The 13,444-nt window shown below is 65.9% G+C and carries 11 protein-coding genes; 2 read left to right on the top strand and 9 right to left on the bottom strand.

The window, feature by feature from the left end:
- Positions 1–50 precede the first annotated feature (50 nt).
- From AC0V2Y_RS14810 to ybaK, 8 genes are all read right to left on the bottom strand, one after another.
- Positions 51–1,802, bottom strand: a complete 1,752-nt coding sequence (locus AC0V2Y_RS14810) for a cation:proton antiporter domain-containing protein (protein WP_475417338.1) — start codon at positions 1,800–1,802, stop codon at positions 51–53.
- A gap of 107 nt (positions 1,803–1,909) precedes the next feature.
- A complete protein-coding gene (locus AC0V2Y_RS14815; RefSeq protein WP_475417337.1) occupies positions 1,910–3,154 on the bottom strand; it encodes a metal-dependent hydrolase in 1,245 nt (414 codons plus the stop codon).
- Positions 3,155–3,256: 102 nt separating this feature from the next.
- Positions 3,257–4,918 carry a GDYXXLXY domain-containing protein gene (locus AC0V2Y_RS14820; RefSeq protein WP_475417336.1) on the bottom strand — a complete coding sequence of 554 codons (1,662 nt, stop codon included), beginning with the start codon at positions 4,916–4,918 and terminating at the stop codon, positions 3,257–3,259.
- On the bottom strand, positions 4,915–5,874 hold the full coding sequence (locus tag AC0V2Y_RS14825; RefSeq protein WP_475417335.1) for a DUF2157 domain-containing protein: 960 nt from the start codon (positions 5,872–5,874) through the stop codon (positions 4,915–4,917). The genes AC0V2Y_RS14820 and AC0V2Y_RS14825 overlap by 4 nt, the downstream gene beginning before the upstream one ends.
- 44 nt (positions 5,875–5,918) lie before the next feature.
- Complete coding sequence (locus tag AC0V2Y_RS14830) at positions 5,919–6,209, bottom strand: DUF427 domain-containing protein (protein ID WP_475417334.1); 291 nt, start codon at positions 6,207–6,209, stop codon at positions 5,919–5,921.
- A gap of 70 nt (positions 6,210–6,279) precedes the next feature.
- Entirely contained in the window at positions 6,280–6,951 is a 672-nt protein-coding gene (locus AC0V2Y_RS14835) for a DsbA family oxidoreductase (RefSeq protein WP_475417333.1), read from the bottom strand.
- A 90-nt stretch (positions 6,952–7,041) separates the two neighbouring features.
- On the bottom strand, positions 7,042–7,686 hold the full coding sequence (gene plsY / locus AC0V2Y_RS14840) for a glycerol-3-phosphate 1-O-acyltransferase PlsY (RefSeq protein ID WP_289945846.1): 645 nt from the start codon (positions 7,684–7,686) through the stop codon (positions 7,042–7,044).
- Positions 7,687–7,783: 97 nt separating this feature from the next.
- Positions 7,784–8,275 (bottom strand): Cys-tRNA(Pro) deacylase, encoded by a 492-nt coding sequence (gene ybaK, locus AC0V2Y_RS14845; protein WP_326458013.1) that lies wholly within the window; start codon positions 8,273–8,275, stop codon positions 7,784–7,786.
- 37 nt (positions 8,276–8,312) lie between these two features.
- On the opposite strand from ybaK, the gene AC0V2Y_RS14850 reads away from it, so the two are divergent.
- Positions 8,313–9,290 (top strand): endonuclease/exonuclease/phosphatase family protein, encoded by a 978-nt coding sequence (locus AC0V2Y_RS14850; RefSeq protein ID WP_475417332.1) that lies wholly within the window; start codon positions 8,313–8,315, stop codon positions 9,288–9,290.
- Here the strand turns inward: AC0V2Y_RS14850 and AC0V2Y_RS14855 are convergent.
- A complete protein-coding gene (locus tag AC0V2Y_RS14855; RefSeq protein WP_475417331.1) occupies positions 9,287–11,821 on the bottom strand; it encodes a sensor domain-containing protein in 2,535 nt (844 codons plus the stop codon). The two genes, AC0V2Y_RS14850 and AC0V2Y_RS14855, sit on opposite strands and share 4 nt — an antisense overlap.
- 389 nt (positions 11,822–12,210) lie before the next feature.
- Between AC0V2Y_RS14855 and AC0V2Y_RS14860 the strand changes: the two genes are divergently transcribed.
- Positions 12,211–13,443: an efflux RND transporter periplasmic adaptor subunit gene (locus AC0V2Y_RS14860; RefSeq protein ID WP_475417330.1), complete on the top strand. Its 1,233-nt coding sequence runs from the start codon at positions 12,211–12,213 to the stop codon at positions 13,441–13,443.
- The last annotated feature ends 1 nt before the right edge of the window (position 13,444 follow it).

The raw sequence follows: 13,444 nt of genomic DNA on the forward strand, positions 1-13,444 counted from the left end.
TAGATAATTGACAAAGCACGGCGACACGCACGTTTGCACTAAGGTTTGCCCTACGACAATTTTTTCGCCAGCAGCACGGCATTGCGCCGGTCGCGCTCCGCTTGCACGATGTCCGTCGTGCGCGCTTCCGACAGGCCCACCGTGTGCAGCACGGTAGCCGTCAGCTGCAGCGCCGACTCCAGCGCCTCGGGCACGACCAGGGTGGCGCCCGCCTGGATCAGGGCCACCGCATGCGCCTCGTCGCGGGCGCGCGCATACACGGGCAGCAGCGGATATTCGCGGCGGATCGATTTGACGGCGTGCAGCACGGACGCCGCATGGTCCATCGTCAGCACGACGGCGGCGGCGCGGTCGGCATTGACCTTTTGCAACAGTTCCGCGCGCGACGCATCGCCGAAATACACGGGAAAGCCGCGCGGATGCAGGGTCGTCACCAGGCGCGCATCGTTTTCAATCGCCACATACGCGATATCCTGCTCCGTCAGTACCTTGGCCAGCAACTGCCCCACCCGGCCGAAACCGGCGATGATGACGGTGCTGCCCTGCGGCGGCAGCGCGCCGTGCGCCAGGTCGGCCAGCTGATGGTGGTGGCGCCGCTCCCACCAGTTGCCGAAGGCGCGCGCCGCCTTGGCCAGCGCCGGCGTGGCGAACAGGCTCAGGCCCACCACCAGCATGACGAACTGCGCCACCTGCGGGCCGATCAGCTTGGTACCGAGCGCATATGCGACGACGATGAAGGCGAATTCGCCGCCCTGTCCCAGCAGCACGCCCGTTTCCACGGCGCGCCCCCAGTGAAAGCCGCCGAGGCGGAAAATCACGCTGATGACCAGGGTTTTCACCGCAAACAGGCTCAGCACGGCCAAGGGAATCAGGATGGGCGACTTGAGGATTTCGCGCACGTCGATCTGCATGCCCACCGACATGAAGAACAGGCCCATCAGCAAACCCTTGAAGGGCTCGATCGTCACTTCCACTTCATGGCGAAATTCCGTTTCCGCCAGCAGCAGACCGGCCAGCAAGGCGCCCAGCGCCATCGACAAGCCCGCCAGATACGTCAGGCCCGCGATGCCCAGGGTGCTGAGCAGGGTCAATGCCATGAACACGTCGGGCTGGCGTTTCTTGACGAAAAACTGGAACAGGGGACGGATCACGCGGCGTCCCAGCAGATAGATCAGCAGGATGGCGCCGGCCGATTTCACGGCCGCAAAGCTGAGCAGGTACGCCAGGTCGTCGCTGCGCCCACTGGCGAACACGTCGATCAGGATGAACAGCGGCACCACCATCAGATCCTGGAACATCAGAATGGAAAAGCCCGCCTGGCCGGCCGGCGTCTGCAGGGAGCGCTGGTCCGTCAGCAGCTGCATCACCACGGCCGTGGACGACAGCGACAGCACCAGGCCCAGCACGATGGACGCTTCCAGCGACAAGCCGAAGTAATACGCGACGCCGCCGATCAGGCAGGCGCTGACGGCCACCTGCCCCACGCCCGCGCCGAACACCCAGCGCCGCAGCGCCCACAGCCGTTCCGTCGACAGTTCCAGGCCGATCATGAACATCAGAAACATCACGCCCAGCTCGGCCAGGCCGCTGACCTGCTCGGCGCGCACGAACGAAAAATACGTCAGCCACGTGAAGTCGCCTGCCCACAGGCCAAAGCCGAACGGGCCGAACAGGGCGCCCACGGCCAGGAAGCCGAGCACCTGGTTGACCTTCAGGCGTTGCAATAGCGGAATAAAAATCCCGGCCAAGGCGAGAAACAGCAGGGTTTCCCGCAAATACGGTAAGGCGTGTTGCTCTTCCAAGATAATCCTAACTTAATGGCATGCATGCCGAATTTACAATTGTCGCATGCTGGGCCATGGCGAAGTAAGTGCACACACGATATTTTTTCCACAGAGCAACATATCCGCTACTTGCCATCCTCTTTCGGCAACGCCAGCATGTCGGCACGGGGGCGGTCCCAGCCCGGCACGTAGGCGGGACATGGCCGGCCGCGGAACTGCCGCAGTTCCACGGTCGTGAAATTGGGCAACATGCCGGGGTTGAAGCGCACGTCCGTCAGCTTGTCCGCATTCAATCTGGGCATGCGGGCAAAGCGGAACCAGGCGTCCACATAGCAATTTTCTTCCTGCAGCGCACGCATGGCGCCCAGGCTGCCGGCCGCCTGGGCGGAGACGGCGATGCCGGGCGCAAGCTGCCGGCCTTGCTTGCTGGTTTCCGCCAGGCCGGCCGGGCAGGCGGCGGGCGCCAGCGATGCGGGCAGCAGGCTCAGGGTGCCGCGCCGCAAGGTATACACGTCCGTCTTGCTGTCGAGCGAGACATAGATCCAGCACAGGGGGTTGCTGGGAAACGCCGTCATCGCCACGTCCCACACGCGCGTGCCGGGATCGAGCCGCTGCACGGCCGCCTCGATGCGCGTGCGGCCGATGGCCGACGCCACGCCCTGCGTGCCGATAAACGTGGCGGCCAGCGCAAAGGCCAGCAGCAGCGGTCCCCGCCCCCGCTCGCCAGCCCGCCCTTGCAGCACGGCAAGGACCAAGCCCAGCCCCAGCAGCACGGCCAGCGCGGCGGGCGCCAGGTAGGTTTTATAGGTAAAGAAGCACAGGGCCGCCGCCAATCCGGCCAGCAGCACGCTTTTGACGATACCGTAGCGCAATGACATGATCACGGGCACGCCCAGCAGCACCCAGAACATGGGTTCGACAATGAAGACCATGTCGCCATACAGCCAGCGGCTGTTGAACGGGTAAAACGGGTGCAAGCCATAGGAATTGAGGAAATCCATGCCCATGTGCAAGCAAAATCCCAGCAGCAGACAAGCCGCCAGACCGATGCGGGCGGGCACGCTCTCCTTGAGCAAGCGCCGCGCGCCGGGCCACAACAGCCACAGCAGGGCCAGCAACAGCAGCGCCTGCGGCAAGGCCAGCAGCAAGGTATGCGTGTGGCCCCGGTGGTGCAGCATGTAGCCGAACGGACGCGGCAGCAGTCTGGTCAGCACCAGGTCCAGGTCGGGCGCGTTGCTGGCAAACCAGGCCGTAAACAGAAACAGCGCGCGCCGGGTGCGCTGTGCGGGGGCTTGCGGCTCGGGCGGCAGGCTGCGGTGTACCAGTTCGCCGACCCCGAGGCCGATGACCGAATGCGTAATATTATCCATGGGGCAATTTTACAGGATACGGCCACCCCAAGAGCAAAGGCCGGGGTCGTCCCCTCAGGGTACGCCCCCGGATTCTGCCATTGGGTTTGTTCAATCAAGCGGCTACAGCGCCTGTAAATCTTCCCCACGCATGCCCACCAGCAAGGCGCGGCCATCGGGCAGCACGCGGAACTCGCCATAGCGGGCCTTTTCCCAGCGCGCCGCCTCGCCTTCCTTGAAGAACCAGGCATCGCTGACCAGCACCCAGTTGCCATCCTTCGGCGTCAGCTCGAGCAGGAATTCGCCGGGCGCCAGCGCCTCTTTGGTGTACGGGCGCAGCAGTTCGGCCACGCCGCGCGCATCGCGCCGGGCCACCACGAAGGGACGGCCCGGCGCCCGCTCCACGCTGGCCAACGTGGAGAGGACGCCCAGGTTGACGAAATTGAGGCGCATGTAGTCGCCCTGCATCAGCGAGCGGGGATCGACGGGTTCCAGCGCCACGAAGATGGCCTCGCCCTTGGCGATCAGCTGCTCCTTCTGCCAGATGCCGATATTGGCGACCAGCAGCACCAGCAGCAAGCCGCCCAGCGCACCCAGGCGCAAGAAGCGGCGTTCGACCGCCACGTCCGCCGGCTTGCTTTCCACCAGGTGCAGCACGGCGCCGCGCGTGGCCAGCCACGACAGGGCGCACAGCACGGCGCCGGCCACGGCCAGCAGCGCCGCCTTGCTGGCCAGCGGCCAGGCCAGCTGGTAATAAAAACTGCCGATGATCCACGCCGCCGCCAGCGCGGCGGCCACGGCCACGCGTGTACGCCCGCTCGTCACGCAGTAGGCGAGGATCAGCAGCACGGGCCCCAGCGCCGGCATGAACCACGCCAGCACGATCAACACCAGCGCCACGCCGATGGCGGGCAACTGGCGCAGCGCCGGCCAGCGCCAGCCCGTCCAGGCGGCGGCCGCCGTGGCCAGCACGAGCGAGACGCCGTTCAACGCTTGCGCATACCAGGCGCCGGCATGGTGCCGGCTCACTTCGCGCGCCACTTCGCCCGTGAAGCCGCCGCCCAAGGCACCGCCCAGCATGAAGGTCATGCCGGACCAGAAGACCAGCCCCAGCAAGATGGCCAGGACCCACCCCGTCGACAGCGATTCCAGGAAGGCGGCGACGGGGGCGCCGCGGCCATCGTTGAAGGCCTGCTTCTGCAGCCAGTGGGCCGCCAGCCAGAGTGCCAGGGCCAGCATCCAGGCCAGATACAGTTGCGTCGGGTCGTTATCGAAGATCCAGTCGCGCGTGCTGTTGACGATGCCCAGCCCCAGCAGGCCGCAGGCGACCAGACCCAGCAGCACGCGCAGCCAGTCGCGCGGCAAGGCGGCGGCCACCACCAGGGTTGCCAGGCACAGCAGCAGCGACGCCGTCTGCGTGGAATAGTCGCGGTACAGGGCATAGCCGAGCAAGCCGCCGCCCACCAGCAGGCAGGGCACGGCCAGCTGCTCGACAAACAGCGCCACGCCGCGCGTGCGGATCAGCAGCACGGACACCACCAGCACGATGGCGGCCACGACATACGCGCCGGGGCCGTGGCGCACCACGCTTTCCAGGCCCACGCCCAGCGCGATCATCAGGGGGATGGCGGCAAGCCAGGCGCCGAAGGCCGTCATCAGCACCAGCGGCCACGGCCGTACATCCTGCACGGGGCGGCTGGCGTTGGGCGGCAACAGGCCGGCGCGCGTGGCATCGTCGATCAGGGTGGCGAGCGCATCGTCGCGCTGAATGTTCATCTTGCTCATGCCGCCTCCTGGCGCGTGCGCCACAGAATGCCTTGCACGGTCAGCGCCAGCAGCACGGCGGCCAGCAAGCCCAGCATGGCCAGCGCGCCGACGCCATCGCCATGGCCGTTGAACAGCACGTGCGTCAGCCCTCCCACCAGCAAGGTATTGATACCGAGCGCGACGGCGCTCAGGCCGAACACGTCAAAGTAGCGGCGCGTGGCCAGCAGGACAGCGGCGACGGCCAGCAAGCCGAGACCGGCCCAGTACGGCGACTCGATCTCATTGCCGAACAAGGCACTGACGGCCGTGCCCGTGATGAGGATGGTGGCCAGCACCAGGCCCAGGCGCAAGGACCAGCTGCCCGCGCCCGTCCAGCGCGCCAGCAGGGGCGACACGAACGCACAGGCCAACAGCACGGCCAACCAGCCGCTGAGGAAAATGGAGAGATCGGCCGAATCGATGCGCCAGCTGTGGCGCGCATGCGCCTGCATCCACAGGGCGGCGGCCGTGGCCAGCACCAGCATCCACGGCGGCCACAGCACGTCGCTGCGCGCCACCAGGCACAGGGGCAAGGCCAGCACGGCCCACAGGGCGAACAATTGCCACGGATCGGCGCCCGTCTGGTAGGTCTGGCCGAAATACGCGAACAGGCCGCCAATGGCCAGCAAGGCCATCAGCAGCAGCGGTACGCGCGCCTTGGGCACGGCGAAGGCGCCCACGCAGGCGGCGGCAAACACGCCTTGCAGCAGGGCAAAGCGGCCCATGCGGCCCAGGTCTTCCCAGTTGGCGGCGACCCAGCAGATCAAGCCCATGCCCAGCAGCGCGGCGCCCAGCACGGCCACGCCGCGCGGCAGCCAGTAGGCCAGGCGCGCCGGTTCGCGCTGGAAGCCGGCCGCTTCCTGCAACTGCCGGGTTTGTTGGGCATCGAGCGCATGGGCCGAGGCGAGCTGGTACACGGCGAGGCGTAAATCCATCGTCTGCTTTCTGTGGGAATGGTGGGAAAATCGGGGGAGTCAGGTCAGCGCCCGACGCTCACGCCGCGCCAGAAGGCGACGTGGCCGGCAATTTGCTTGGCGGCGTCCTTGGGCTGGGGATAGTACCAGGCGGCGTTGGCATTCGTCTGGCCATCGACGACGAGGTCGTAATAGCTGGCCGTGCCCTTCCACGGGCAGACGCTCGTGTGGCTGCTGGGACGCAGGTACTCCTGCGTCACCGCCGACAAAGGAAAATATACATTGTTTTCAACGACTTGCACCTGATCGTCGGCGGCTTGCGCGATGACGGCGCCATTCCAGCTGGCTGTTGGCATTTGACTATCCTCCTTCTGCGCCGAGTGTAGCGCAAAAAGTCTGCCATGGCGCGCGCCATTGGCGCCCCGTTCAGGCGCCGGTGATGATCTGGCGCAAGGCTTGCTCAAACACGTCGGGAGGCTGGCCGCCGGAAATCAGGTGGCGCTCGTTGATGATGACGGCGGGCACCGAATTGATGCCGTTCTGCTGGTAGAAGCGCTCCTGCGCGCGCACCTCGTCCGCATAGGCATCGGACGCCAGCACCTCGGCCGCTTTCGCGGTATCGAGGCCCACCTTGCCCGCCACGTTCAGCAGCACCTCGTGCGAGGACGGATCCTGGCCTTGCGTGAAGTAGGCATCGAACAGCGCCATCTTGAGTTGCTTCTGGCGCCCTTCCAGCCCGGCCCAGTGCAGCAGCCGGTGCGCGTCGAAAGTGTTGTAGATGCGCCCGCGCTTGTCCATCGCAAAGGTAAAGCCCAGCTGTTCGCCGCGCGCGCGGATCGCTTCGCGCGATTGCGCCATCTGTTCGGGAGTGGAGCCGTATTTGCGGGCGATGTGTTCGCCGATATCCTCGCCTTCGGGCGGCATATTGGCGTTCAGCTCGAAGGGCTGGAAGTGGATCTCGGCCTGGACGGTGTCTTGCAACTTGTCCAGCGCCTGCTCCAGCGACTTCAGGCCGATCACGCACCAGGGGCAGGAAACGTCGGAAACGAAATCGATACGGAGGGGAGCTGGTGTGGCGGAGGTGGTGGAAACGGTCATGGTGAGCAGCCTTTGCGCGGGTCGGTGGCGGCCGCACCGCGCGGCGCCGCAAGCACTGCATATGCGTGCGGGCCGCGGGAAATCAAGCGCTTACTTTTTCTTGACGGGCGCCTTGGCCCCATCCTTCTTGCCGCCGATCTTGCTTTCTTTGCCAGAGAGCAAGTTCGCGATGTTCTGGCTGTGGCGGTAAGCCAGCAGCACGCTCATGACGATCACGGCCAGCAAGATGGGATCGACGCCGAACAGCAAGCCATAGTAAAACGGCGCGAACAGGGCCGCCACCAGGGCTGCCAGCGAGGAATAGCGGAAGGCGTAGGCGATGATCAGCCAGGTGGCCAGGGTCGCCAGGCCCAGCCAGGGATTAATGCCCAGCAACACGCCGAGGGCCGTGGCCACGCCCTTGCCGCCGACGAAGCGGAAGAACACGGGCCACAAGTGGCCGAGGAAGACGGCGATGGCCACCAAGGCCACGGCCGTGTCGCCCACGCCCAGCGCGCTGGCAAAATGGTCGGCCAGGAACACGGCCAGCCAGCCCTTGGCGCCATCGCCCAGCAGGGTCATGATGGCCGCGCCCTTGTTGCCGCTGCGCAGCACGTTGGTGGCGCCCGGGTTTTTCGAGCCATAGGTGCGCGGATCGGCAATGCCGTAGACCTTGCTCATCACCACGGCAAACGATATCGAGCCGAGCAAGTAAGCGGCCACTGTCATTGCCACGGTTGTGATTACTGGATTCATTTCTTCCCTTTATTGTGTTTATTACACCAGCATCGAGGCTGGCGCAGCAGAATATACACCAGCGTCCAGTCCAGGGACAGGGCGGCGTCTGGTTTTCTTAATCTTGCAGCGCGCACTGCACCGGCTTAGCCTTGAGCAAGTCGAGCAAGACCTGCGGCGCCAGCGAGACGAGGAAACCGCGCCGTCCGCCATTGATGTAGATGCGCGGCAATTCCAGGATCGATTGCTCCACATACACGGGCATGGCCTTCTTCGTGCCGAACGGCGAGGTGCCGCCGATCATGTAGCCGGAATGGCGCTGCGCCACCTCGGGCTTGCACGGCTCGACGGACTTGCAGCCGATGCCGCGCGCCAAATTCTTGGTCGACACCTTGCAATCGCCATGCATGAGCACGATCATCGGCTTGGCCGCCTCGTCCTGCATCACCAGGGTCTTGATCACCGCATGTTCCGGCACGCCCAATTCGCGCGCCGAGACGCTGGTGCCGCCGTGCTCTTCATACGGATACGGGTGTTCTTCGAAGGAAACTTGATGCTTGCGCAGCAGCTGCGTCGCCTGCGTTTCGGAAATATGCTCTTTTTTAGCCATGCGTGATACGCTGATCGTTCAGTGAGGAGTGCTAATTATGCAGGAAGAAATCCGCTTTGCCACATTCAATGTCTGCAACCTGGCCCCCGCCGGGGCGAAATTGTATGACAACCTGGAACCGTTGAGCCCGGCGCAATACGAGGCCAAGGCGGAATGGACGGCGCGGCAGATCGACCTGCTCGACGCCGACGTGATCGGTTTCCAGGAAATTTTCTCGCAGGCGGCCCTGCGCGACGTGCTGTCGCGCACGCGCCACTACCGCGCAGCCACGCTGGCCGGCTACGATGCGACGGATATTGCCGGACGCATGCTGCCCACCGTGGCGCTCGTATCGCGCCTGCCGCTGGCCGGCGCTGGTGTTGCTTGGGCGAATTTTCCCGCCGGCGTGACCGTGTCCGCCGACAGGCAGCCTGCCGACGACAACGCCTGCCGCTTCGCCCGCGCGCCCCTGCATGTCCAGGTCATCTTGCCGGGCGGACAACTCACCGACGTGGTCGTCGTGCACTTGAAATCGCGCCGGCCCGACTACCGCCACGGCGACGGCAACGATGCGGCCGCCTACGCGCTGGCCAACCTGCGCTCGCTGCAGCGGCGCGGCGCGGAAGCCGTGGCCCTGCGCGTGCTGGCAAGCGAACTGGGCCACACTGGCCGTCCCCGCATCGTGCTGGGCGACTTCAACGACATCGCCAATGCCGTCACCACGTCCATCGTCATGGGCGCGGGCGCGCCGTGCGAACCGGGCATGGAAATGCGCGCGCGCCTGTACGACGCCAATGCCATCCAGCTGCGCCAGGATGCCCTGCGCCACGTGGGCTACACGAATATCCACGACAGCGCCTACATGACGATCGACCACATCCTCGTGTCCGAGCATTTCCACCCCGCCTCGCCGCGCGCCATCGGCGTGCTGCAGGAAGTGACGTATCTGAACGACCATTTGCTGCTGGGATTGCCGCATGCGTCCGACCATGGCCAGGTGCTCGCACGCATCAAGCTGCTAGGAAACATTCACTAATTCAATAACTTCGCCAGAGCACTGCCCGCCACTTGCGCGCTGGCATAGCGCCCCTGGTATTGCTGGCAGCCCTGCCCCCGCAGATACGCCAGCTGCTGCGCCGTTTCCACGCCTTCGGCGATCACCGTCAATTGCAGCTCGCGCGCCATGGCGATGATGGTGGCGGCGATGGCCGTGTCGGACTCGCCTGCCGCGCCGTCCGCCGCGGCCGGCAGGAACGACGGGTCGATCTTGAGTTGATCCACCCGATAATGGCGCAGATTGGCCAGGCGCGAATAGCCGGTGCCGAAATCGTCGATGGCCAGCCTGGCGCCCAGCGCGCGCAGCTGCGACAGCACGCCGGCCAGGCGCGCGCCCCCTTTCATCAGCAAGGACTCCGTCACTTCCAGTTCCAGGCAGGCGGCGGGCAAGCCCGACACGGCCAGCGCCTCTTGCACGCTGAGCAATAAGTCATTGTGCAGACATTGCGCCGGCGACAGATTCACGGCCACGCGCCAGGCATGGCCCGCATCGTGCCAGGCGCGTGCGCGGCGGCAGGCTTGCTGCAGCACCCAGTTGCCGATCGACACCATCAAGCCGCACTCCTCGGCCACGGCGATGAAGCGCTCGGGCGGCAGCAGGCCCAGTTGCGGGTGGCGCCAGCGCAGCAGCGCTTCGGCGCCGAGGATCTGCCCGCTGGCGACATCGAGCGCGGGCTGGAATTCGAGCACGAATTCGTCGCGCCCCAGCGCCGCGCGCAAGCCTTGCTCCAGGCTGGCCCGCTCGACGATTTGCGCATTCATCTCCGCATTGAAAAACTGAAAATTGTTACGCCCGCTTTCCTTCGCGTGGTACATGGCGATGTCGGCGTTGTGCACGAGGGTATCGATGCTGTCGCCATCGCTGGGAAAGATGGCCACGCCGATCGAGGTCGACACATGCAATTCGTACTCGCCCAGCTGATAGGGTTGCGTGACGGCATGCAGCAGGCTGGCCGCCACGTGGGCCACCTGGTCGATGCCGCCCACCTCGGCCAGGATGATGACGAACTCGTCGCCGCCATGCCGGCTGACGGTATCGACGCCGCGCACGCAGCGCACGAGGCGCCGCGCCACCTCCTTGAGCAGCAGGTCGCCCACGTGGTGGCCCATGCTGTCGTTGATGTGCTTGAAATGGTCGAGATCCAGGTACAGGATGGCCAGCATGCTCAGCTTGCGCCGCGCGGCCGCCAGCGCCAGCGACAGCCGGTCCAGCAGCAGCACGCGGTTCGGCAAGTCGGTCAGGAAATCGTGCTCGGCCAGGTGGCGCGTGTGCTCCTCGTTTTTCTTGCGCTCGCTGATGTCGCTGAGGATGGCCAGATAATTGCTCAATTGCCCCTGCGGGTCGCGGATGGCCGTCAGCGACAGCCAGGCCGGATAGCGCCCGCCCGCCTTGCGCTGGCCGACGATGTCGCCTTGCCAATAACCGTTGGCATCGACTTCGTCCCACACGTGGTCGAAAAACGCAGGCGCGTCCGGCTCGACGCCGTGCGGGACGAAGGGTTTGCCCAGCATGTCGTCCAGGCTGTAGCCGCTGATCTCGCTGTACGCGGGATTCATGCTGACGACGCGCTGCTGCGGGTCCATCACGACGATGGCCTCGCGTGCATGCTCGACCACCTGCGCCGACAGGTACAGTGCCCGCTCGGCCAGTTTGCGTGAGGAAATATCGCGGATCACGGCATAAAACAGATAGCTATGGTCGAGCGTGACGGAGGTGAGCAGCACTTCGCCCCAGAACAGCTGGCCCGCACACGTCTGATAGCGCCAGTCGTAGCGGCAGTTGCCGTCGGCGTGGGCCTGCGCCGCCAGCTGCGTGCCGCGCAACGAGGACAATTCGCCATCGGGCTGGCGCAAGGGCGAAAAGTCGCTGAGGCGGCGCCCCAGCAGCCGTGGCCGGTCTTCGCATTGAAACAAGGCAATGGCGGCCGGATTCGCCTCGGCGATGTGCTCGTCGCGCAGCAGCACGATGGCGTCGGCGGATTTCTCGTACAACTGGCGGAAATTGTCGCCCATCAACAACAAGGCGCCCTGCGCAGCGCCATCCTGGCCGCTGGCCGTGATGTCGGCATCGATGCACACCACTTGCCGCACACGTCCGGACTGCATGACCGGAAACACGGTGGAACAGATGCAGCGCGGCGCGGCCCCGTCGGCATCGAGCTTCCACAGGCGCATGCCGCGCGCCTTGCCGCTCTCCCACACGGCCGCCAGTTCGCCGGCAAGCTCCTCGGCCAGGGTGGCGCCACCGGGCAGCGAGGCGGCCACCCTGGCCCATGGCTGGCCCAGCGCCAGCTCGGCCGCCACGCCGTACAGGCGCGCCGCACCAAAGCTCCAGTAGCGCACGATGCCGTCGCGGTCGATGCCACGCACGGCCAGGCCGGGCGCCTGCTCGACGGCGGCAACGATGATGGACAGCAAATCGAGCGCCTTGCCGGCCGGCCCCGCCTGCGGTTCGGCCGCGGCCAGCAAACGGCCCGGCGACGGGGCGGCTCCGGCAATCCGATCAGACATCAGCCCCCCGTGGCGCGACCGCGCGGCAACCGGCGGGCAAATGACCTGTCCGGTGGCGCAACCATCCCGACCATTCTTGCGCGCCGGCGAATCGGCTTCTTGAGAAGGCGCAAGCATCGTGACGCGCACGGCGCGCATGCTGGCGATGGTCTTTGGTCGCCGTTTTTTGCATTCCAGCCCCGATTTTGTGCAATCTGTCGCACGGCGATGGCGGCCGGACTTGAATCTTCCTAAAGTGGCAACATGCGCATCGCCGTGAACGGCCGCAGCGGCAGGCGTGTCGTCTGCGGCCGCCACGGTGATGCGCTACCCGAATTCCCCCGGCCTGCCGCAGGCCGGCCGCACCGAGACCTGGCGCCGAAGCCCTGCGCCGCTCCTGAAAAAAACCTATGAAAAACGAGACCCTGCCCCCCGCCTCTCCCCTTGCCGCCACGCGCCGCCGGCGCTGGCGCACGCCCCTCTTGATCCTCGTCGTGCTGGGCCTGGCCGGCGGCGGCTGGACGGTGATGCAATCGAAGCAGCAGGCAGCCAAAGTTGCTGAACAGCAAGCGAGCAAGAAGAAGGAAGAGGAAAAGACGCCCGTGCATGAACTGGCGCAGGGCGACGTGGCCGCCATCGATGCGCGCGCACTCAGTATCAGCCTGCCCCTGTCCGGTTCGCTGGCGCCCGTGACCCAGGCCACCATCAAGGCCAAGGTTTCCGGCGTGATCCAGGAAACGACCTTGCAGGAAGGCCAGCAAGTGGCCAACGGGCAAGTCCTCGTGCGCCTGGACGCAGCCGACCTGCGCGCCCGCCTGACGCAGCAGCAAGCCATGCTCGACGAAGCGCAGGCGCGCCTGTCGATGGCGGCCAAGAATGAGGCGAACAGCCAGGCGCTGCTCAAGCAAAAATACATTTCGCAGACGGCCTACGACACGACGCAAAACTCGGTCGACCTGGCGCGCGCCAACGTCAAGTCCGCCGCCGCCATGGTCGACATCGCCCGCATCGCGCTGGCCGACACGGTGATCCGCGCGCCGATGGCCGGCATCGTCAGCAAGCGCCACCTGCAGGCGGGCGAAAAAGTCTCGCCCGACATGCCCGTCTACACCATCGTCAACCTGGCCCAGATGACCCTGGAAGCGCCCGTGCCCAGCGCGGAGATTCCCCGCATCAAGCTGGGCCAGGACGTGCACTTCAAGGTCGACGGTTTCGGCGCGCGCGACTTCGCCGGCAAGGTCATGCGCATCAACCCCACCACCGAGAGCGGCTCGCGCGCCATGCTCGTCTACATCGCCGTCGACAATGGCGATGGCGCGCTGCGCGGCGGCATGTTCGCCAAGGGCAGCATCGTCACCGAGCGATCAATCGTCGCGCCGCTGGTGCCCTTGACGGCCGTGCGCAACGAAAAGCAGGGCCCCGTCGTGTATGCGCTGGTGAACAGCAAGGTGGTCGCCCAGCCCGTCACCCTGGGCTTGCGCAACGAGGATGAAGGCTATGCGGAAGTCAAATCGGGCCTGGTGCCGGGCGCGAAAGTCATCATCGCCAGACTCGATGGCGTAAAACCGGGCCATGGCGTAACCTTCGCCGCGCCCGCCACGGCCCCCGCCGCGCCGGCGGCCGTGCTGGCACGGAAGGATTAAG

The organism is Janthinobacterium sp. BHSEK, from assembly GCF_056174685.1.

Excerpts from the sequence above, each read along its gene's own strand:
- AC0V2Y_RS14815 (WP_475417337.1), bottom strand. The coding sequence starts at position 3,154 with ATGGATAATATTACGCATTCGGTCATCGGCCTCGGGGTCGGCGAACTG.
- AC0V2Y_RS14820 (WP_475417336.1), bottom strand. The coding sequence starts at position 4,918 with ATGAGCAAGATGAACATTCAGCGCGACGATGCGCTCGCCACCCTGATC.
- AC0V2Y_RS14825 (WP_475417335.1), bottom strand. The coding sequence starts at position 5,874 with ATGGATTTACGCCTCGCCGTGTACCAGCTCGCCTCGGCCCATGCGCTC.
- AC0V2Y_RS14830 (WP_475417334.1), bottom strand. The coding sequence starts at position 6,209 with ATGCCAACAGCCAGCTGGAATGGCGCCGTCATCGCGCAAGCCGCCGAC.
- AC0V2Y_RS14835 (WP_475417333.1), bottom strand. The coding sequence starts at position 6,951 with ATGACCGTTTCCACCACCTCCGCCACACCAGCTCCCCTCCGTATCGAT.
- plsY (WP_289945846.1), bottom strand. The coding sequence starts at position 7,686 with ATGAATCCAGTAATCACAACCGTGGCAATGACAGTGGCCGCTTACTTG.
- ybaK (WP_326458013.1), bottom strand. The coding sequence starts at position 8,275 with ATGGCTAAAAAAGAGCATATTTCCGAAACGCAGGCGACGCAGCTGCTG.
- AC0V2Y_RS14850 (WP_475417332.1), top strand. The coding sequence starts at position 8,313 with ATGCAGGAAGAAATCCGCTTTGCCACATTCAATGTCTGCAACCTGGCC.
- AC0V2Y_RS14855 (WP_475417331.1), bottom strand. The coding sequence starts at position 11,821 with ATGTCTGATCGGATTGCCGGAGCCGCCCCGTCGCCGGGCCGTTTGCTG.
- AC0V2Y_RS14860 (WP_475417330.1), top strand. The coding sequence starts at position 12,211 with ATGAAAAACGAGACCCTGCCCCCCGCCTCTCCCCTTGCCGCCACGCGC.